Genomic DNA, 19,083 nt, shown 5'->3' with positions numbered 1-19,083 from the left:
TCGAGCAGATTCTCCTTTGAGCATGCCCCTCAGCAACAGGCACGCGTCGCGGCTTCGATTGCCGCATTCTGATTCGACATGCGCCCGTCCGTGTCTTCGTTGTGCCGGCGGTCGGCGTCGTACGCAAGGCGGCAAAAAACCGCCGCCCTGAAGCAGCCGTAAAGGAGAGGTCTTCCGTGTTCGCACGGAGACACCGTCCGGCCACCACGCCGTCCGGTAGATCCATTGTTGACGAGTGCCCCGCATCCGGGAATCAGCCCGGTCTGATTTTCGAGTGCAAGAAAGCCCTCCGAGAATTCAGACAGGTCCGATAGGATTGGCATCGAGCGGATCGTAAACTCCGCCCCGTGAACCTCTCGACCTCCCCCCTCGCCCATACGATCCGCGACGCGATCCGTCGCCCCCGCTTCCTCCGCAGCCTCGACATCGCGGTGCTCGCGCTGATCGTCGCGAGCGTCTTCGTCGTGATGATCGACAGCGTGCAGGAATTGCACGCGCAGTACGGCAACGCGCTGTACGCGGCCGAATGGGCGTTCACGCTGCTGTTCACCGCCGAATACGCGGTGCGGCTGTTCACCGCGCGCAAGCCCGCCGCCTATGCGCGCAGCTTCTTCGGCATTGTCGATCTCGTGTCGATCCTGCCGACCTATCTCGCGTTTTTCTTCCCCGGCCTGCATGCGCTGATCGACGTGCGCCTGCTCAGGCTGCTGCGCGTGTTCCGCATTCTCGGGCTCGCGATCTACCTGGAGGAAGGCCAGATGCTGATCCGCGCGCTCACGCGCGCACGCCGCAAGATCTTCGTGTTCATCGGCGGGATGTTCGTGATCGTCGTGATCCTCGGCACGGTGATCTTTCTCGTCGAAGGCCCCGAGAACGGCATCACGAGCATTCCGGTGGGCGTGTACTGGGCCGCCGTGACGATGAGCACGACCGGCTACGGCGACTTGACGCCGCACACGCCGCTCGGCCGGCTGATTACGTCGTGCGCGATCCTGCTCGGTTACGGCATCATCGCGTTCCCGACCGGTATCATGGGTGCCGAACTCGTCGCGTCCGCGCTCGAACGCGGACGGGCGCAGCAGGCATCGTCCGGCGACGCCGGTGCAACGGTCTGTCCGCATTGCGGCGCGTGTACATCGAAGCAACGCGACGATGCGACCGCCGGAGCAACGCAGCGCACGCCCGACCGCCAATCATCAACGCATTCGTCACTCGATTAACGACAATGAACGCTTTCTCATGCTGAGCATCGGCCCCTTTTCCGTAAGGGTCGTGGCCGTAGCGATCGCCGCCCTGATCGCGTGGCTCGTCGCACGCTTCGCGCAGCGCAACCGGCCCGCTGGCCAGCACAAGACATCCGCCAGCCTGCTGCTCGACGCGCTGCTGATCGGGCTGATCGCCGCGCGCGTCGGCTATATCGCACGCTGGTGGTCCGACTACTTCGCCGCGCCGAAATCCATCGTCGCGCTCGGCGACGGCGGATTTACCTGGTGGATCGGGTTGCCGGTCGCGCTCGCCTATATCGGCTGGCGCTCGCGCCGCCTGCCCGGGCTGGCGCGCCCCGCGCTCGCCGGCATCGCCGCCGGCATGCTGGCATGGGGCGCGGCGCAGGGTGTGCTGGCGACGTTCGACCGCACGGCGGCGCCGTTGTCCGCGCTGCGGGTGGAGACGCTCGATGCGACGCCCGTCGCACCGAACAGCTACGCGGGCAAACCCGTCGTCGTGAACCTGTGGGCAACCTGGTGCCCGCCGTGCCAACGCGAAATGCCGATCCTGGCGCAGGCGCAGCAGGATTACCCGGGCGTCAGTTTCCTGATGATCAATCAAGGCGAGGATGTGCAGACCGTGCGCGCGTTTCTGGAACGCGAAGGGCTGCGCTTCGACCACGTGCTGCTCGATCGCTCGCTCGGCGCGATGCGGACCTACGGTTCGCGCGGGTTGCCGACGACGCTGTTCTTCGACGAAAGAGGCAAGCTGGTCGAGTCGCACATGGGCGAGATCACCGCCGCGCGGCTCAAGGACACGGTGAATACCCGCTTCAGCCGTTGAGGTTCTGGAGTATCGCTGGCGGAACACGACGCGGACATGCCGGCAAGCGTCGATGGCGGGTGATTTGCACGGTGATCGAACCCCGGGCTTGCGCCCGCCCTTCCCGATCAGATCAACCCGCCGGCACGCCGATCGTGCGCGTGAGCACGTGCCGGCGTCAGGCGATCGGCAGCATCGCACCAGCCACGATCAGATCGGATACTGCGGCAGCGCGAAGTTGCATGGCGTCGCTCGTCGGAGGGTGGAAGCTTTGCAGTCGGCAGCGATTCGCGGGCGCGTATGGCCTGGATCGAGGTGCCGGTGGCCGACATGTCGCACCGAGGCACGTCAGATACTGCGCTGATTGACGCGCTTCGACAGTTCCTCCGCGCTCTCCTTCCGCTCGCTATATCGATCGACGAGATAAGGTCCGACATCCCGCGTCAGCAACGTGAACTTGACCAGTTCTTCCAGCACATCCACGACACGATCGAAATAAGCCGACGGCTTCATCCGCCCGGCCTCGTCGAATTCCGCGAACGCCTTCGCCACCGACGACTGGTTCGGAATGGTCAGCATGCGCATCCAGCGCCCGAGCACGCGCATCTGGTTCACCGCATTGAACGATTGCGATCCGCCGCTGACCTGCATCACGGCGAGCGTCTTGCCCTGCGTCGGCCGAACGGCGCCGATCGACAGCGGAATCCAGTCGATCTGCGCTTTCATGATGCCGGTCATCGCGCCATGCCGCTCCGGCGAGCACCACACCATGCCTTCCGACCACTGCACGAGCTCGCGCAACTCGACGACCTTCGGATGACTCTCGGGCGCATCGTCCGGCAGCGGCAGGCCGCTCGGATTGAATACGCGCACTTCGGCGCCCATCGCCATGAGCAGGCGCGCGGCTTCCTCGATCAGCAGTCGGCTGAACGAGCGCTCGCGCAGCGAGCCGTACAGCAGCAGGAACCGGGGCGGATGCATCGACGGCACCGCCGGCCGCAACTGGCCGGCATCCGGCACGCGGAACGATTCGATGTCGAGTTGCGGCAGGTCATCCGGACGGTCAGACATGCGCGCCCTCCGCGTGGTTGCGATGAGTCGTAACGTGGGTCATGCAGATAGGTTCTCCTGTTTGCTCAAGCACGTTCGTACCAGCCCTTCGACCGGTTGACGATGCGCACCACCAGCAGCATGACCGGCACTTCGATCAGCACGCCGACGACGGTGGCCAGCGCCGCGCCGGAATGAAAACCGAACAGGCTGATCGCGGCCGCGACCGCCAGCTCGAAGAAATTGGACGCGCCGATCAGCGCCGACGGGCACGCGATGTTGTGCTTCTCGCCCACGGCGCGATTGAGCCAGTAAGCGAGCGCCGAGTTGAAAAACACCTGGATCAGGATCGGCACCGCGAGCAGCGCGATCACCAGCGGCTGCATCAGGATCGCTTCGCCCTGGAACGCGAACAGCAGCACGAGCGTGGCCAGCAATGCCGCGATCGACCACGGGCCGATTTTCGCCATCGCGGCATCGAACGCCGCCTGCCCGTTCGCGAGCAGCCGCTTGCGCCAGAGCTGCGCGAGGATCACCGGAATCACGATGTAGAGCACGACCGACGTAAGCAGCGTCGCCCACGGCACCGTAATCGCCGACATCCCCAGCAGCAGGCCGACCAGCGGCGCGAACGCGATCACCATGATGCTGTCGTTCAGCGCGACCTGCGACAGCGTGAACAGCGGATCGCCGCCCGTCAGCCGGCTCCACACGAATACCATCGCCGTGCACGGCGCGGCGGCCAAGAGGATCAGGCCGGCGATGTAGCTGTCGAGTTGCTCGGCCGGCAGCAGCGGCGCGAACAGATGCCGGATGAACAGCCAGCCGAGGAACGCCATCGAAAACGGTTTGACGAGCCAGTTCACGACGAGCGTGACGCCGATGCCTTTCACGTGCTGACGCACTTCATGCAACGCGCCGAAGTCGACCTTGACGAGCATCGGGATGATCATCACCCAGATCAGCAGCCCGACCGGCAGATTGACCTGTGCGTATTCCATCCGGCCGATCTGCTGGAACAGGCCGGGCAGCACCTGGCCGAGCGCGATGCCGGCGACGATGCACAGCGCGACCCAGACGGTCAGATAACGTTCGAAGAAATTGATGGAAGGCTTGGCGACAGCCTGTTTCGGCGGAGCGGCGTTGGACGTGTTCATTGGATGGGTGTCGGTCTCGAAGTCGCCGGCGGCCGGTGGATTCGCCCGGCCGCCATGCGAACGATCAGCTCCGGGAAATCTCGGTCAGTGCCGCCTGGAGTTCGGCGTTGCTCATGCGATCGAGCGGCAGCGCCAGCAACTGCACCATCCGATAGCCGATCGCCTGGCGCGTGAGTTCGAACGCGAGCCGCTTGCCTTCGTCGCCGCCCACCGCGTTCGACGGATCGGCATAACCCCAATGCACTTTGACCGGGCTGCCGGGCCAGTACGGGCACGTCTCCGCGGCCGCGCTGTCGCACACCGTGATGACAATGCGTATTTCAGGCGCGCCATCGCCCGTGAATTCGTCCCAGCTCTTGCTGCGGTAGCCGCTTACGTCGACACCGGCGCCCGTCAACGCTTCCAGCGCGAACGGATTGAGCCGGCCGCTCGGCGCACTGCCGGCGCTGTACGCGCGCACGTCCTTGCCGAGCTTCGCGGCCCAATGATTGAGCATGCCCTCCGCGAGCACGCTGCGCGCGGAGTTGTGGGTGCAGAGGATCAGGACGTTCGTGGTCATGGGCGAGGTATGCGAAGGCGCTTCAGGAAGGTTGCGGGCCGGTCGTCGAACACGCGGACACCGGCGAGCACGGATTGCCGCCGCAGCAGTTCTCCGTGAGATAGGCCAGCAGCCCGTTCATCGTCGCGAAGTTCGCGCCATAGATGACGAAGCGGCCCTCCTGCCGGCTCGTGACGAGCGCCGCATGCGCCAGCTCCTTCAGATGGAAGGACAGCGATGAAGGCGGCACATCCAGCAGCGTGGCGATCTGCCCGGCAGGCAGGCCCTGCGGCCCCGCCTGCACGAGCGCGCGGAAGACGGCGAGCCGGGATTCGTGCGCGAGGGCCGACAGGGCGGCGATGGTCTGGTTCGTTTCCATTTTTCAATAATAGTCGAAATATCGAATTCCGAGAAGCCACCCCTCGAGATGAAGCGGTGGCCAACAAACGGTGACACACAAAACGACTGCGCCAGCGGACGAACCCTGCGCCCGGCGACAGCCCGGCCTTCAACTACGCGTCGCGCGCTTCCCGATGCGCTTCCCCATGTACTACTCGGCCGTCAGCATCGGGCTCGACGCACGGCTTCACGGCCGCGAGAACACCATCACGCGCCCCGACACGCGCTGCACCTTGAGCCAGCCCATGTCGGCGGTAAAGCGCAGTTGCTGCAGCGGGAAGTCGAACGAGGCCTTCTCGGCGGCGCTCACGACCGCATCGGCGATCCAGCGGATCAGCGCCTTCCCTTCCTCGGTCGTCACGCTGCCGTTCTGGATGCCGCCGTAGAAATGGCGATTCCCGGCATTGACTTCGTTCTGCAGCTGCATCCAGTGACCCGGCAAACCCGGCAGGGTCAGGAACAGGTCGGCGACCCGCTTCGTCGTCAGGCCGCGCGCCCACAGCGCACCGTTCACGTCCGGCCGAACCAGGTTGTGGCGATCCGCTTCCCGGGCCTGCCCCTTGATGTCGCCCCGCAGGGCATCGAGCTTCGACATGACGCATTCCTCATGGTGATGGGCGCGGGAAAATGGCCCCGCGCGCGCCGCTAGCACGATACGCCCGTTGTGCGAAGTGATCGCCTGTCAGGTTTGTCAGGCCGCGCCGCCGGCGCGGCCGCCATCGCCCCGCTTACGCGACAGCCTTCACCGCGTGCCGCACGTCGAAAAACGTCGCCTGCGCCGCTTCATCGGCCCGCGCATACGCGCGGTTGACGCCGCTGATCACCGCGCGGATCGACGCGGTCGTCAGGTTCGCGTCGATGCCCACGCCGAACGCGCTGCCGCGCACGCCCGAACCGGCCAGTTCCGCAATCGCGATCGCCTTCGCGTCGGCGCCCTGCGACAACGCGCGTTCCTCGTAGTGCTGGATCCGCAGCGGCGTGCGCAGCGCATGCATCAGCGCGTCGAGCGGGCCGTTGCCTTCGCCGCGCAGCACGCGGCGCTCGCCGTGCACGTCGGCGGTCAGCACGATCGTCTCGCGGCCGTCGCGTTCGCTAAGTTCATGGCCGACATAACGCAGCGGCGCGTCGCCTTCCACGTATTCCTGCTGGAACAGCGACCAGATCTGCGCGCTCGTCACCTCGTGCCCGCTGTCGTCGGTCAGGCGCTGCACGGCCGCGCTGAAATCGACCTGCAGGCGACGCGGCAGCGCGACGCCATAACCCTGTTCGAGCAGGTACGCGATGCCGCCCTTGCCCGACTGGCTGTTCACGCGAATGATCGAATCGTACGTGCGGCCGAGGTCGCTCGGATCGATCGGCAGATACGGTATTTCCCACACGGCGTCGGCGCGCTGCACCGCGAAGCCCTTCTTGATCGCGTCCTGGTGCGAGCCGGAGAACGCGGTGAACACCAGGTCGCCGACATACGGATGACGCGGATGGATCGGCAGCTGCGTGCATTCCTCGGCCGTGCGCGCCACTTCGTTGATCTGCGAGAAATCGAGGCCCGGATCGACGCCCTGCGTGTACAGGTTCAGCGCGAGCGTCACGAGATCGACGTTGCCGGTGCGCTCGCCGTTGCCGAACAGGCAGCCCTCGATGCGGTCCGCGCCGGCCATCACCGCGAGCTCGGCCGCCGCGACCGCGGTGCCGCGGTCGTTGTGCGGATGCACGGACAGGATCAGCGCGTCGCGACGCGCGAGGTTGCGGTGCATCCATTCGATCTGGTCCGCATAGAAGTTCGGCGTGCCGACTTCGACGGTGGCCGGCAGGTTCACGATCGCCTTGCGCTCGGGTGTCGGTTGCCATACGTCGAATACCGCGTCGCAGACTTCCTTCGCGAAGTCGAGCTCGGTCGCCGTGAAGGTTTCGGGGCTGTATTGCAGCGTGAACTGCGTATCGGTCGCGGCATCGGCGCAGCGCTTGATCGTGCGCGCCGCATTCACCGCGAGCCGTTTCACGCCGTCGCGGTCGAGCCCGAACACGATCTTGCGGAATTCCGGCGCGGTCGCGTTGTACAGGTGCACGATCGCGCGCTTCGCGCCGCGCAGCGATTCGAAGGTGCGCTCGATCAGGTCGTCGCGCGCCTGCGTCAGTACCTCGATCGTCACGTCGTCGGGAATGTGGCCGCCTTCGATCAGTTCGCGCACGAAGTTGAAGTCGGTCTCCGACGCGGACGGGAACGCCACCTCGATCTCCTTGAAACCGATCGCGACCAGCGTCTTGAACATCCGCATCTTGCGCGCCGCGTCCATCGGCTCGAACAGCGCCTGGTTGCCGTCGCGCAGGTCGGTGCTCATCCAGATCGGCGCGCGCGTGATCGTGCGCGACGGCCACGTGCGGTTCGGCAGGTTGACGGGCGTGAACGGCCGGTACTTCGTCGCAGGGTTCTTCAGCATCATGATGTTCGGTCCTCGGTCGGTTTGTCGGGAAACCGCGGTGCGGCGGCCATCGGCCTTGGAGGCCGGCTGCACGCGCAGCGGTGAAAGCGGTAAAAAATCGGCACAACGGCAAAGCGGTACGGCGAACGACAGCCTTGGCGGTTGGGCGACCGGGACGGAGCGGAGCGAAACGGAAAAAAGACGAGCTCAGGCGCCGGTCGACAACCGGGGCCAGGTCGGTGATACGGGGGAAATCTGGCGCTTCAGGAACGAAGCAGATGGAAAGCGCGCAGCCGCAGACCCAGCCCGGAACAACGGGCTAGTAGTCGTAGCGAGAAGAGGGGCTGGGCGGCTTGCATGGCCGGAATCAGATCACAAGGCGGAGGGGGCTGTCAACGGGGCGCTCGCGAATCGCTCGGCTATTGTGCCTGCAAAATCAGTCCTGTCCGATAGGCGGCGGCCGCGCCCGTCGCTATGCTTCACGGGTGCGGCGCCGGTGAGGTCCTATTCATGTTCGGAGTGAGTCGGTCCATCCTCTTCGCCGGTCGCCGCACCCCTTCCCTTTGCGATCGGGCTTCGGCGTGGGCGTTCGGTGGTGGCCGGTGGGCGCGGCCATGACAGAGATGCTGATGTTGAAACGAACGCTGCCATATGCGAACACCGAGCGCCCGCCCCGAAGCCCGATTGCCTCCCCGCCTCTCTCGTTCTGCCCGTGCGATCGCGCACCGTTCAGAAAAACGATACATGCGTCGATATAATTTCCAGAATATATCGAAACATCGCCAATTAAATCCATCCCATTAAATCAAATCTCGCTCATTTTCGATTTTCTGAACAATAACCATTGCGCGCGGAATATTTTTTTATTTATTTTTCGACATGCTTTCAAAACCGCGTTTCAAACATAAAACGTTTGCACGACGCGGCGAGACGCCTTACCACTGTTCTTCAGGAGGAAAGCATGGCCGATTCTCAAACGTCATCCAATCGCGCCGGCGAATTTTCGATTCCGCCGAATACCGATTTTCGCGCGATTTTCTTCGCGAATGCCGCCGAACAACAGCACATCAAGCTGTTTATCGGCGACAGCAAGGAACCCGCCGCTTATCACAAGCTGACCACGCGCGACGGCCCGCGCGAAACCACGCTGAATTCCGGCAACGGCAAGATCCGTTTCGAGGTGTCGGTAAACGGCAAGCCGTCGGCCACCGACGCACGCCTCGCACCGATCAACGGCAAGAAGTCGGACGGCTCGCCGTTCACGGTCAACTTCGGGATCGTCGTGTCGGAAGACGGGCACGACAGCGACTACAACGACGGCATCGTCGTGCTGCAGTGGCCGATCGGCTGATCAACCGCCCGCCGATTGACCGATGACCGCCGGGCCGACTGCAAGGAGGCCCGGCGGTTCTGCATCGAAAACGCGAAGCAACTCAATCCAACCCCGTTTCGCCTTCAGGAAACTGCCATGCCCATCATTTCGGCATCGATCAACAGCGCGCCCGTCGTCACGTCCGAGACTTACGTCGACATCCCCGGCCTCTATCTCGATCTCGCGAAAGAAAACATTCGCGACGGCAAGCTGCTGGTCACGCTCAACGTGCCGACGCCGTACGCAACCGGCAACAATTTCCCCGGCATCTACTTCGTCATTACGACCAACAAGGGGATCGTCGCGGACGGCGCCTTCTCGTATTTCTCCAAAGTGCCGGAGAATCCCAGCCGCACGCCGTTCACGCTCGTCGTCGCCATCGACGTCGCCGACGGCCACACGTTCGTGAAAGGCCAGTGGAAAAGCGTGCGCGGCAGCGCAATGCATATCGATTCGTTCGCGAGCCTTTCCGCGATCGGTGAAACGGCTGCGCAATCGTCGTCGCAATCCGGCGGGAATCAGGGCGGCGGAACCGGCGGTGCCGGCAACATCGGCGGCGGCGGCGAACGCGACGGCACGTTCAATCTCCCGGCCAACATCAAGTTCGGCGTCACCGCGCTCACCAACGCGTCGAACGACCAGACGATCGACATCTACATCGACGACAACCCGAAACCGGCCGCCACGTTCAAGGGTGCGGGCGTGCAGGACCAGAACCTCGGCACGAAGGTGCTCGACTCCGGCAAGGGTCGCGTGCGCGTGATCGTGACGGTGAACGGCAAGCCGTCGCGGCTCGGCTCGCGACAGGTCGACATCTTCAAGAAATCGTTCTTCGGGATCGTCGGGTCGGAAGACGGCACGGACGACGATTACAACGACGGCATCGTGTTCCTGAACTGGCCGCTCGGTTAAGCAGCGCAATCCCTCCGCCCCTCGCCACGCCGCCCGGCGTGGCGATTTGCTTTGGCGCAGCCGCCAGGCCAGGCCGCTTGTCGCAAGAACGATCAAATGCCCCCGCCACCGATACCATATAGTCCGCCCGACACCCTCATTGGCTTGCTATGAACCCGGTTGGAAAAGCACTCTGGTTGATCGAAACCGAACTGGACAGGGAACTGACACTCGACCGCATTTCCGCCGGTTGCGACATGACGCGCTTCGGTTTTTCGCGCCTGTTCTCGATGAATACCGGTTGGCCGGCGATGCGCTATGTCCGGTCGAGGCGGCTGACGCGTGCGGCGCGAGCATTGGCGCAAGGCGCGCCGGACATCCTTCACGTGGCGCTCGATGCCGGATATGGCTCCCATGAGGCGTTTACGCGCGCCTTCCGCGATCTCTTCGGCGTCACGCCGGAGGAAGTGCGGGCACGGCGCACTCTCGACGGGTTGTCTCTTGTGGAGCCGCTTCGCATGAAAGAGCTGAAAATCATCGCCGTTACGCCATCACGCTTCGAAGTCGCCGAAAGGCAGCTAATCGCTGGTATGAGCAGCCGGTATACCTTCGAAACCAACGAAGGGATTCCGGCGCTCTGGCAAGCCTTTATCCCGTACATCGGCAACATCCCCGGCCAGGTCGGCGACGTGACTTATGGCGTGTGCTGCAACCCGGATGCGGACGGCAGCTTCGAATACATCGCGGGCGTGGAGGTCGAGAGCCGCGACCGGTTGCCCGCTCCATTTCGTTGCATCGAACTTGAACCGCAACGTTATGCGGTCTTCGAACACAGCGGACACATCTCCACGCTTCACCAGACCTTCTACAGCATCTGGAACGGCTGGCTGCCGACGTCGGGGTTCAGCGCGGTGGACGCACCCGAGTTCGAACGCTACAGCGAGGACTACGATCCGGTTGCGGGTACCGGGGTGCTTGAAATCTGGTTGCCTGTAGAAAAATCCGCGTGAGTTAGTTGCCTATGCGTATGCCGATCGGCCGCGACGATGCGCGCCTGCAACGATGCCGGCCGGCGTGGCCGGCATCCGGTCAGCGGTCAGCCGGCATGCGGCGCGACGGGCGTCGCAATAGCGACCGGCTGCGACCAGGCAGCCGACGCCAGGCGCGTACGCGCGTCAACGGCCACGCGGTTGAACGCCACACGCCGGTCACCCTTCAGCGTCGCCGCCTTGGCCGCCTGCACAAGCGCGACCGGATCGACGATACGGTTCTGCCGCCGGACCTCGAAGTGCAGATGCGGGCCGGTCGCGGTCCCCGTACTGCCGACGGCACCGACACGCTGGCCGCGCTCGACGCGCGCGCCGGTTCGCAGCGTCGGCTCGAACGCCGACAGGTGCGCGTAGTACGACGCATAGCCGCCGTCGTGACGAATCACCACATACTTGCCGTAGCCGCTCGGCTCGGTGCCGATGAACGACACGACGCCGCGCTCCGATGCATGAACGGCGCGCCCGGTCGGCGCGGCGAGATCGACGCCGGAATGCACGTGGCGCACCCCTGTCACCGGATGCACGCGCGCGCCGAACTGCGAGCTGATCCGCGTCGCGGCGACTGGCATCGAGAATCGCGCACCGAAGAGCGGCACGCCGTCGAGGTCGTAGTACGCGCCCGGCGAGCCTGTGTCGGGCGCGAACCACACGCCCGCCACCTGCTGGCCACGAAAGCGGATATCGAGCGCCGTCACGCGCACGCCGTTCGGCAGCGCCGCGTCGCCGTCCGGTTCGAATGCCACGCGGAAGGTATCGCCGATCTCGCCGCGCTGCTTCGGGTCGATGCGCCCGGCCAGCAGGCGGATGACCTGCGCCGCGACGCCGGCCGGCAATTCGGCGCGCGCCAGCGACGCACGCAGGCTGCCGGCAATTGCACCGGCGCGCGTGCCGCGATCCGGCTGCGCGAGCATGAACGGCTCGGCCGACGCCAGATCGACGGCGCTCCGCTCGAATGCCGGCTGTGCGCCGATCGACGGCAACGGCGATGCAATGCCGTAGGCGAACCGCGTCGCGTAGCCACGTTCGATCGCACCGCGCGCCGCGTCGCAGAGCACGCGGTAAGCCACGCATGCGCCGAAACGGGTAACGGGATCGTCGCGATCCGTGCCCATCGGCACGTTCGACGCATGCGATGCATACGCAACGTCGAGCGGCGCTGCCGCCGATGCACGCAAGCCGCCCCACGTCGTCCGGGCGGAACTGAAAAAAGGCACGTCGACAAGGTCTGCCGTTTCCGGCATCACGGGCGTAAACGGCGCGGCGTCGTGAAACGCGTGCGCTGTCGCACCCTGCGTACCGGCCGCACAGGCCGCCGCAACGACGCCGCGCAGCAGCGCGCGGCGAATCGGGAAACAGCGAACGCCGCGTCGGGCGGGTTGACCTTGTTCGCGTGCGAGACGGAAACGCAGGTTCAACCGCATGACGTCGTCACTCGCTATCTATGAAAAATCGGGAAAAAACCGGGTATCGCGGAGGAACTAGCGTCGCGATCCGGCAACGTGAAACCGATTGTATCGGCGTGCTTGAAACGGCTGAATAGGACACGTCCTATTTTATTGAAGCGCCTATTAGTACTAGAACGAAATCTCGATTTCACCGTCCGACCGCGGGGCAGTCCGCCCCCATGCATTCGCGCGAAACATCGCATGCCGTGTACAGTCGAGGGTTGCCGGCGCGAGCGCGAGTCTGCCCGACAACGGCGGGCGCGCTCGCGCCATGTGTCTTCAACCCGGAATCCCGTCATGTTTCTCGATCATCTTCATCCAGAACGCTGGACGTTCCTGTGGAACGCGCTGTCCACCCTTTCCATCAAGCTGTGCGCGGGCCTTGCGCTACTCGTCGCGGGTTGGTGGCTGTCGAAACGCATCGGCAACTGGCTGAACCGGCTGCTCTCGAACAAGGAGCGCGTCGACGACACGCTGCGGCCGATTCTCTGCGACGTCGCCGTGTGGGGCGTCCGCATCGTCGCGATCGTCGGCGCGCTGTCGCAGCTCGGCATCGAAACCGCGAGCATCGTCGCGGTGCTCGGCGCGGCCGGCCTCGCGATCGGTCTCGCGCTGCAGGGCACGATGCAGAACATCGCGGCCGGCATCATGCTTCTGCTGCTGCGGCCGTTCAAGGTCGGCGACTATATCGACGGCGGCACGGGCGTCGCGGGCACCGTCGACGAGGTCGGCCTGTTCATGACGCGGCTGACGAAGCCGGACGGCATCTGCGAATACGTGCCGAACAGCGCACTGTGGGGCAGCTCGATCCGCAACTACACGCGCAATCCGACGCGCCGCCTCGATCTCGAAGTGGAAGTGTCCGTGCATGACGATATCGATCGCGCGCTCGACGCGCTGCGCGCGCTGGCCGAAGCCGATCCCGACGTGCTGCAGGATCCGGCGCCGGACGTGATGGTGATGCGCTTCGACGACAGCACGGCCGTCGCGAACATGCGTGTCTGGACGCATACCGACAAGTTCTGGGCGATGCGCTGGCGTCTCGCGCGCCAGGTGCGCAAGGCGCTCGCCGATGCGGACTGCGCACTGCCGATCCGCACGCGCGAGCTGCACATCGTGCACGACGCGGAACGTCGCGCGGACAGCGTGCGCGTGCGGGCGTCGTAACTCGGAACGACGTCGGGGCGCGTTGCCGCGCATCACGCGCGGCGCGCCCCGGCTGCGTCGTCACATCTTCACGATATCGAGCAGCGCCTTCTTGCCGCTCCTGTACGTGAACACCGAGATCGCGCCGTGCTTCAAGTCGCCCTGCGGCGTGAAGCTCGTTTCGCCAATCACGCCGCGATAGTCGGTGGCCGGCATCGCGGCCAGCACCTTCGCCGGATCGGTCGAGTTCGCGCGCTTCATCGCGTCGACGATGATGTACACCGCGTCGTACGAGAACGGCGCATACACCTGCATCGGCTGGTGGTAACGCGCTTCGTAGCGCTTCGCGAACGCCGCGCCGCCCGGCATTTTCTCGAGCGCGATGCCGGCTTCGGAGCACACGACGTTGTCGGACGCCGGGCCCGCGAGCTTCGGCAGGTCGGTCGAGCACACGCCGTCGCCGGCGAGGATCTTCGCGCGCATGCCGAGCTGGCGCGCCTGCTTCGCGAGCGGCCCGCCCGTCGCGTCCATCCCGCCGTACATGATCGCGTCCGGGTTCGCGCCCTTGATCTTCGTGAGGATCGCGCGAAAGTCGATTGCCTTGTCGTTCGTCGCATCGCGCGACACGACCTTCATGCCGGCCGCCTTCGCGGCCTTCTCGAACTCGGTCGCGAGGCCCTGCCCGTACGCGGTCGAATCGTCGACCACGGCCACCGTCCTGATGCCCATGTTCTTTGCCGCGTACATCGCGAGCGCCGGCCCCTGCTGCGCATCGGTCGCGACGACGCGATACGTCGTCTTGAAGCCCTGCTGCGTGTACGTCGGATTGGTCGCCGCCTGCGAGATCTGCACGACGCCGCCGTCGCGGTACACGCGCGACGCCGGAATCGACGTGCCCGAGTTGTGATGGCCGACGACGCCGACGACCTTGTCGTCGACGAGCCGCTGCGCGACCTGCGTCGCGGTGCGCGGATCGCCCGCGTCGTCCTGCGCGTCGAGCCGCAGCGTGACTTTCCTGCCGTCGATCACGAGCCCCTTTGCGTTGATTTCCTCGACCGCGAGCCGCGCGCCGTTCTCGCTGTCCTTGCCGAGGTGCGCGATCGCGCCGGTCAGCGGCGCGACGTGGCCGATGCGCACGATCTCGTCCGCGTGCGCGGGGAACGCGGCAACCGCGCACGTCAGTGCAGCCGCAGCGGCAAATGCCGTCTTGTGATATCGATTCATGGTTTGTCTCCTTCCTTGTCGCACTTCGTTCGTATTCGGATACGTCGTTCGTTGAAGGCAATGCCACGCGCTTACGCGCGCCCTTCGAAACCCAGCAGTACGTTCACCGCGTTGATGCCGATCTCGTCGACCATGTAGCCGCCTTCCATCACGAACAGCGTCGGCAGGTTCAGGCGCGCGAGCGCCTCGCCGATGCGCAGGTAGTCGGGCGAGCGAAGGCGGAAATGGCTGATCGGATCGTGCTCGAACGTGTCGACGCCGAGCGACACGACGAGCAGATCGGGTGCATGCGCAACGATCTCGGCCGCCGCATGGCCGAGCGCGGTTGCGTAGGTGTCCCATTGCGTGCCCTTCGGCAGCGGCAGGTTCAGGTTGAAGCCTTCGCCGGCGCCCGCGCCGCGCTCGTCCGCGTAGCCGGAGAAGTACGGATACGACACGTGCGGCTCGCCGTGGATCGACGCGAACAGCACGTCCGCGCGTTCGTAGAAGATGTCCTGCGTGCCGTTGCCGTGATGAAAATCGACGTCGAGCACCGCGACGCGCGCGGCGCCGCTCGCGATGCCGTGCTGCGCCGCGATCGCCGCATTGTTCAAGTAGCAGTAGCCGCCCATGTACTCGCGGCCCGCGTGGTGGCCGGGCGGGCGGCACAGCGCGAAGGCCGCGCGCGCACCGCCGTTCGACAGCAGGTCGGCGCCGGTCAGCGCCGAATTCGCGCTCGCGCTCACCGCGTCCCACGTGCCCGCATTGATCGGCGCGCCGGCGTCCATCGCGAAAAAGCCGAGCTTGCCGTCGATGAAATCGGGCAACGTCGCGGCCGCCGGCATCGCGCGCACCGGCCACACGAGCGGCAGCGCCTGGCAGGTGCGGCCGGTCGCGGCCCATTCGCCCCATGCGCCGGCGAGGAACTCGACGTAGCGCGCGCTGTGCGCGCCGGCATAGCTGGCGCGGTCGAACGCGCGCGGCGCGATCACGTCGCCGAGGCCGGCCGCGCGGACCTGCGCGAGCACCGTTTCGGCGCGCAGGGGGTTTTCGAAGGACTCGGTGATCGCGCCGTCCTTCAGTTCGACGCCGCGATGCAGGTGGTGATCGCTGCTGTAGACCGTGAGCATGGTTGACCGTTGCAGAGATGGCAGTGAGGGGGTGGCAACAGTCTATTGACGCCGGCCGGCAATAACTTTGCTTTTCGCATTCCCGTTTCGTACAATTTTGAGAAAACTGTCTACGGAATCACGGATATGAGCAAAAATCGCGCTTCGGTTGAACTGGATGGCGTCGATCGCGCGATGCTCCGCCTGCTGCAGGAAGACGGCGCGCTGTCGAACGCGACGCTCGGCGAAAAGCTGTCGCTGAGCGTCACGCCGTGCTGGCGCCGCCGCAAGCGGCTCGAGGACGAACGGGTGATCACCGGCTACCAGGCGAATCTCGACCGGCGCGCGCTCGGAATGAACGTGTTCGCGTTCGTGCAAGTGACGTTCAACATGCACTCGGGCCAGGATTCGGATCACTTCGAGGATGTGATGCGGCGGCATGACGAGGTGCTGTCGTGCCACAAGATCACCGGCGCGGCCGACTACATCCTGCAGGTCGTCGCGGCCGATCTCGACGCGTATGCGGAATTCGTCGAGCGTGTGCTGAGGAAGCAGGCCGGCGTGTCGGCGATCCAGTCGAGCCTCGCGTTGCGCGAGGTGAAGTTCTCGTCGCGCGTGCCGGTGCCGGACGCGTGAATGGCGTGATGAATACGCGGGCCATCATTCCGTTTCCTCAACCTCATCCCATGGAGCACTACCCTATGAAGCGTTTCACTTCCTCCGCCTCGGTTGCCGCCGCGCTTGCATGCGCATTCGCATTGAGCGCCTGTGCGGCGCAATCGTCGGCGCCTGCCGATTCGTCGGCGCCGGCCGCACCGCCGATGGTCGGCGGCGATCGCGATGCGCACGGCTGCATCGGCTCGGCCGGCTACGCATGGTGCGAACAGACGCAGCAATGCGAGCGCCCGTGGGAACTTGCGAAGCAACAGGGCTTCGCGAATTCGGCGCAGGCATACGAGCAGTTCTGCAGGAACACTTCGGCGAAGTGAGCGGATCGCGGCGCAATGCCGCGATGCAATGACGTGTCGGCGCGAAGCGCTGCGCGAGCGCTCGCGCATTGCATCGGCACATCGACATACCGACATTCCGACGTTTCACATCGGCACGCGACGCGCCAATCGCGCGCGCCACGCCATCAAATTTCCGCCGGTTTTCCGGCGTCGCGCAACCCGATTCCGGAAACCCGGACACGCGAAAAACCCCACAAAAACAAGGACATTTTTCGCGTGCGACACGGCAATCGACATCGGTTATATTACGCGCCCCTTGCCACCCCGCTCCCGCCACACGCGTCGCGCGCGGCCTCTTTCCACGCAGCCTGAAGCGTCGTCCGCGCAGGCTTGCCGCAGGGGCCCGGGCGCGTTGCGCGCCACCGCGACGCAGGTGATTGCCCGCCCGCAAGAAGCCGATCCGAAGGTGTCCTCCTCAACGGCTTCGCGTGCGCAAATGCAACGGCGGGCAGCGCCGATCCGGAATTCCGGATTCGCGATCCGGATCTCCGGATGCGCGTATCGGCCGCGATCGAAACGCTCGTCGGGCGGCATGGCAAACCGATGCATCCAAGTTGAAGAAGGGATCTGCTGTGATCAAAACGTTACGGGTAATACTGTCGGCGCTCGCGCTGTGCGTCGCCGCGTCGTCCGCGCACGCGGCCGATACGAAGAAGGTCGACGTCCTGCTGGTGGGCGGCGGCATCATGAGCTCGACGCTCGGCGTCTGGCTGCACGAGCTTCAGCCTGACTGGTCGATGACGATGGTCGAGCGACTCGACGGCGTCGCGCTGGAAAGTTCGAACGGCTGGAACAACGCCGGCACCGGCCACTCGGCGCTCGCCGAACTGAACTACACGCCGGAGAAGGCGGACGGCAAGATCGACATCTCGAAGGCCGTCGAGATCAACGAGTCGTTCCAGATCTCGCGCCAGTTCTGGGCGTGGCAGGTCAGGCAGGGCGTGCTGAAGAACCCGCATTCGTTCATCAACTCGACGCCGCACATGAGCTTCGTGTGGGGCGACGACAACGTCCGCTTCCTGAAGAAGCGCTACGAAGCGCTGCAGGCGAGCCCGCTGTTCCGCGGCATGCAGTATTCGGAAGACTACGACCAGATCAAGCAGTGGGTGCCGCTGATGATGGAAGGCCGCGACCGCAAGCAGAAGGTTGCCGCGACGTGGACGCCGATCGGCACCGACGTGAACTTCGGCGAGATCACGCGCCAGTTCGTCGGCTACCTGAAGACGCAGCCGAACTTCACGCTGTCGCTGTCGAGCGAAGTGCGCGAGATCTCGCGCAACGCCGACGGCACGTGGCACGTGTCGTGGGTCAAGCTGCATTCGGATGAACCGCCGCAAGCCGTCGACGCGAAGTTCGTGTTCATCGGCGCGGGCGGCGGCGCGCTGCACCTGCTGCAGGCGTCGGGCATCCCCGAAGCGAAGGACTACGGCGCGTTCCCGGTCGGCGGCTCGTTCCTCGTGACCGACAACCCCGACGTCGTGAAGCAGCACCTCGCGAAGGCATACGGCAAGGCGTCGGTCGGCTCGCCGCCGATGTCGGTGCCGCACCTCGACACGCGAATCATCGACGGCAAGAAGATCATCCTGTTCGGGCCGTTCGCGACGTTCTCGACCAAGTTCCTGAAGAACGGCTCGTATTTCGACCTGCTCACGAGCACCAACACGCACAACGTCGCGCCGATGATGCGCGTGGGCGTCGACGAATTCCCGCTCGTCCAGTACCTCGCCGGCCAACTGATGCTGACCGACGACGACCGCTACAACGCGCTGAAGGAATACTTCCCGAACGCGAAGAAGGAAGACTGGCGCCTGTGGCAGGCCGGCCAGCGCGTGCAGATCATCAAGCGCGACCCGGTGAAGGGCGGCGTGCTGAAGCTCGGCACCGAGATCGTCAGCTCGCAGGACGGCAGCATCGCGGGCCTGCTCGGCGCGTCGCCGGGCGCGTCGACGGCCGCGCCGATCATGCTGAACCTGATGAAGAAGGTGTTCAAGGACAAGGTCGCGACGCCCGAGTGGCAGCAGAAGATCCGCCAGATCGTGCCGAGCTACGGCACGAAGCTGAACGACAGCCCGGCGAAGGTCGTCGAGGAATGGACCTACACGAGCGACGTGCTGCAGCTCTCGCCGCCGCCGAAGATCGACGTCAACGTGCCGTCGCAGGCGACGGGCGCCGCACCGGCCCGCCCGGCGAAGGCGTCGGCCGACATGGCGCTGTAACGCGTACGACCGCCGCGCGGTGCCGTTTCGCCGCACGACATGGCCGCCCT

General features: G+C 65.3%; 18 protein-coding genes. 9 read left to right on the top strand and 9 right to left on the bottom strand.

What is annotated here, in order from left to right; all coding sequences use genetic code 11:
* The first annotated feature begins 347 nt into the window (after positions 1-347).
* Positions 348-1,220 carry an ion transporter gene (locus OEJ37_RS06045; protein ID WP_263343529.1) on the top strand — a complete coding sequence of 291 codons (873 nt, stop codon included), beginning with the start codon at positions 348-350 and terminating at the stop codon, positions 1,218-1,220.
* 19 nt (positions 1,221-1,239) lie between these two features.
* The gene (locus OEJ37_RS06040; protein WP_263343528.1) at positions 1,240-2,049 is read left to right on the top strand and encodes a TlpA family protein disulfide reductase; all 810 of its coding nucleotides are present in this window, start codon (positions 1,240-1,242) and stop codon (positions 2,047-2,049) included.
* A gap of 327 nt (positions 2,050-2,376) precedes the next feature.
* Here the strand turns inward: OEJ37_RS06040 and arsH are convergent, their stop codons facing one another.
* The 6 genes from arsH to leuA all read right to left on the bottom strand — a co-directional run bounded on the left by arsH (position 2,377) and on the right by leuA (position 7,610).
* Positions 2,377-3,099 (bottom strand): arsenical resistance protein ArsH, encoded by a 723-nt coding sequence (gene arsH / locus OEJ37_RS06035; protein WP_263343527.1) that lies wholly within the window; start codon positions 3,097-3,099, stop codon positions 2,377-2,379.
* Positions 3,100-3,164: 65 nt separating this feature from the next.
* Positions 3,165-4,235 carry an ACR3 family arsenite efflux transporter gene (arsB, locus tag OEJ37_RS06030; protein ID WP_174416780.1) on the bottom strand — a complete coding sequence of 357 codons (1,071 nt, stop codon included), beginning with the start codon at positions 4,233-4,235 and terminating at the stop codon, positions 3,165-3,167.
* A gap of 64 nt (positions 4,236-4,299) precedes the next feature.
* Positions 4,300-4,794, bottom strand: coding sequence for an arsenate reductase ArsC (locus OEJ37_RS06025; protein ID WP_263343526.1), 495 nt, complete (start codon positions 4,792-4,794; stop codon positions 4,300-4,302).
* A 22-nt stretch (positions 4,795-4,816) separates the two neighbouring features.
* Positions 4,817-5,152 (bottom strand): ArsR/SmtB family transcription factor, encoded by a 336-nt coding sequence (locus tag OEJ37_RS06020; protein WP_175917312.1) that lies wholly within the window; start codon positions 5,150-5,152, stop codon positions 4,817-4,819.
* A 207-nt stretch (positions 5,153-5,359) separates the two neighbouring features.
* On the bottom strand, positions 5,360-5,767 hold the full coding sequence (locus OEJ37_RS06015; protein ID WP_263343525.1) for a peptide ABC transporter ATPase: 408 nt from the start codon (positions 5,765-5,767) through the stop codon (positions 5,360-5,362).
* A gap of 133 nt (positions 5,768-5,900) precedes the next feature.
* Complete coding sequence (leuA, locus tag OEJ37_RS06010; protein ID WP_263343848.1) at positions 5,901-7,610, bottom strand: 2-isopropylmalate synthase; 1,710 nt, start codon at positions 7,608-7,610, stop codon at positions 5,901-5,903.
* A gap of 943 nt (positions 7,611-8,553) precedes the next feature.
* On the opposite strand from leuA, the gene OEJ37_RS06005 reads away from it, so the two are divergent.
* From OEJ37_RS06005 to OEJ37_RS05995, 3 genes are all read left to right on the top strand, one after another.
* Complete coding sequence (locus tag OEJ37_RS06005; protein ID WP_034181081.1) at positions 8,554-8,943, top strand: fucose-binding lectin II; 390 nt, start codon at positions 8,554-8,556, stop codon at positions 8,941-8,943.
* A gap of 117 nt (positions 8,944-9,060) precedes the next feature.
* On the top strand, positions 9,061-9,876 hold the full coding sequence (locus OEJ37_RS06000; RefSeq protein WP_263343524.1) for a fucose-binding lectin II: 816 nt from the start codon (positions 9,061-9,063) through the stop codon (positions 9,874-9,876).
* A gap of 149 nt (positions 9,877-10,025) precedes the next feature.
* Positions 10,026-10,865, top strand: a complete 840-nt coding sequence (locus tag OEJ37_RS05995; RefSeq protein ID WP_175917310.1) for an AraC family transcriptional regulator — start codon at positions 10,026-10,028, stop codon at positions 10,863-10,865.
* Between the two features lie 86 nt (positions 10,866-10,951).
* Here OEJ37_RS05995 and OEJ37_RS05990 read toward each other — a convergent pair whose 3' ends face one another.
* Complete coding sequence (locus tag OEJ37_RS05990; protein WP_263343522.1) at positions 10,952-12,325, bottom strand: M23 family metallopeptidase; 1,374 nt, start codon at positions 12,323-12,325, stop codon at positions 10,952-10,954.
* 321 nt (positions 12,326-12,646) lie between these two features.
* On the opposite strand from OEJ37_RS05990, the gene OEJ37_RS05985 reads away from it, so the two are divergent.
* Positions 12,647-13,516: a mechanosensitive ion channel family protein gene (locus OEJ37_RS05985; RefSeq protein ID WP_174416786.1), complete on the top strand. Its 870-nt coding sequence runs from the start codon at positions 12,647-12,649 to the stop codon at positions 13,514-13,516.
* Between the two features lie 60 nt (positions 13,517-13,576).
* Here OEJ37_RS05985 and OEJ37_RS05980 read toward each other — a convergent pair whose 3' ends face one another.
* Together OEJ37_RS05980 and OEJ37_RS05975 are read right to left on the bottom strand one after the other, a co-directional pair.
* On the bottom strand, positions 13,577-14,719 hold the full coding sequence (locus OEJ37_RS05980; RefSeq protein ID WP_263343521.1) for a branched-chain amino acid ABC transporter substrate-binding protein: 1,143 nt from the start codon (positions 14,717-14,719) through the stop codon (positions 13,577-13,579).
* A gap of 71 nt (positions 14,720-14,790) precedes the next feature.
* Entirely contained in the window at positions 14,791-15,828 is a 1,038-nt protein-coding gene (locus tag OEJ37_RS05975) for a histone deacetylase family protein (protein ID WP_263343520.1), read from the bottom strand.
* Between the two features lie 126 nt (positions 15,829-15,954).
* Between OEJ37_RS05975 and OEJ37_RS05970 the strand changes: the two genes are divergently transcribed.
* The 3 genes from OEJ37_RS05970 (at position 15,955) to mqo (ending at position 19,033) form a co-directional block, all read left to right on the top strand.
* Complete coding sequence (locus tag OEJ37_RS05970) at positions 15,955-16,443, top strand: Lrp/AsnC family transcriptional regulator (protein ID WP_174416789.1); 489 nt, start codon at positions 15,955-15,957, stop codon at positions 16,441-16,443.
* Positions 16,444-16,508: 65 nt separating this feature from the next.
* A complete protein-coding gene (locus tag OEJ37_RS05965; RefSeq protein WP_263343519.1) occupies positions 16,509-16,796 on the top strand; it encodes a hypothetical protein in 288 nt (95 codons plus the stop codon).
* Positions 16,797-17,371: 575 nt separating this feature from the next.
* Positions 17,372-19,033 (top strand): malate dehydrogenase (quinone), encoded by a 1,662-nt coding sequence (gene mqo, locus OEJ37_RS05960; RefSeq protein WP_175917305.1) that lies wholly within the window; start codon positions 17,372-17,374, stop codon positions 19,031-19,033.
* Positions 19,034-19,083 lie beyond the last annotated feature (50 nt).

Source organism: Burkholderia sp. BKH01, from assembly GCF_025685725.1.
Classification (GTDB): Bacteria; Pseudomonadota; Gammaproteobacteria; order Burkholderiales; family Burkholderiaceae; genus Burkholderia; species Burkholderia pyrrocinia_C.
Note: the sequence above shows the minus strand (reverse complement) of the source record. Positions and strands in the feature narration are given on the sequence as shown.

What these genes read in the sequence shown, in the direction of transcription:
- OEJ37_RS06020 (WP_175917312.1), bottom strand. Translation starts at nt 5,152, where the DNA reads ATGGAAACGAACCAGACCATCGCCGCCCTGTCGGCCCTCGCGCACGAA.
- OEJ37_RS05970 (WP_174416789.1), top strand. Translation starts at nt 15,955, where the DNA reads ATGAGCAAAAATCGCGCTTCGGTTGAACTGGATGGCGTCGATCGCGCG.
- OEJ37_RS05990 (WP_263343522.1), bottom strand. Translation starts at nt 12,325, where the DNA reads ATGCGGTTGAACCTGCGTTTCCGTCTCGCACGCGAACAAGGTCAACCC.
- OEJ37_RS06000 (WP_263343524.1), top strand. Translation starts at nt 9,061, where the DNA reads ATGCCCATCATTTCGGCATCGATCAACAGCGCGCCCGTCGTCACGTCC.
- OEJ37_RS05980 (WP_263343521.1), bottom strand. Translation starts at nt 14,719, where the DNA reads ATGAATCGATATCACAAGACGGCATTTGCCGCTGCGGCTGCACTGACG.
- leuA (WP_263343848.1), bottom strand. Translation starts at nt 7,610, where the DNA reads ATGCTGAAGAACCCTGCGACGAAGTACCGGCCGTTCACGCCCGTCAAC.
- OEJ37_RS06015 (WP_263343525.1), bottom strand. Translation starts at nt 5,767, where the DNA reads ATGTCGAAGCTCGATGCCCTGCGGGGCGACATCAAGGGGCAGGCCCGG.
- OEJ37_RS06025 (WP_263343526.1), bottom strand. Translation starts at nt 4,794, where the DNA reads ATGACCACGAACGTCCTGATCCTCTGCACCCACAACTCCGCGCGCAGC.
- OEJ37_RS06005 (WP_034181081.1), top strand. Translation starts at nt 8,554, where the DNA reads ATGGCCGATTCTCAAACGTCATCCAATCGCGCCGGCGAATTTTCGATT.
- OEJ37_RS05975 (WP_263343520.1), bottom strand. Translation starts at nt 15,828, where the DNA reads ATGCTCACGGTCTACAGCAGCGATCACCACCTGCATCGCGGCGTCGAA.
- OEJ37_RS05965 (WP_263343519.1), top strand. Translation starts at nt 16,509, where the DNA reads ATGAAGCGTTTCACTTCCTCCGCCTCGGTTGCCGCCGCGCTTGCATGC.
- arsB (WP_174416780.1), bottom strand. Translation starts at nt 4,235, where the DNA reads ATGAACACGTCCAACGCCGCTCCGCCGAAACAGGCTGTCGCCAAGCCT.
- OEJ37_RS05995 (WP_175917310.1), top strand. Translation starts at nt 10,026, where the DNA reads ATGAACCCGGTTGGAAAAGCACTCTGGTTGATCGAAACCGAACTGGAC.
- arsH (WP_263343527.1), bottom strand. Translation starts at nt 3,099, where the DNA reads ATGTCTGACCGTCCGGATGACCTGCCGCAACTCGACATCGAATCGTTC.
- OEJ37_RS05985 (WP_174416786.1), top strand. Translation starts at nt 12,647, where the DNA reads ATGTTTCTCGATCATCTTCATCCAGAACGCTGGACGTTCCTGTGGAAC.
- OEJ37_RS06040 (WP_263343528.1), top strand. Translation starts at nt 1,240, where the DNA reads ATGCTGAGCATCGGCCCCTTTTCCGTAAGGGTCGTGGCCGTAGCGATC.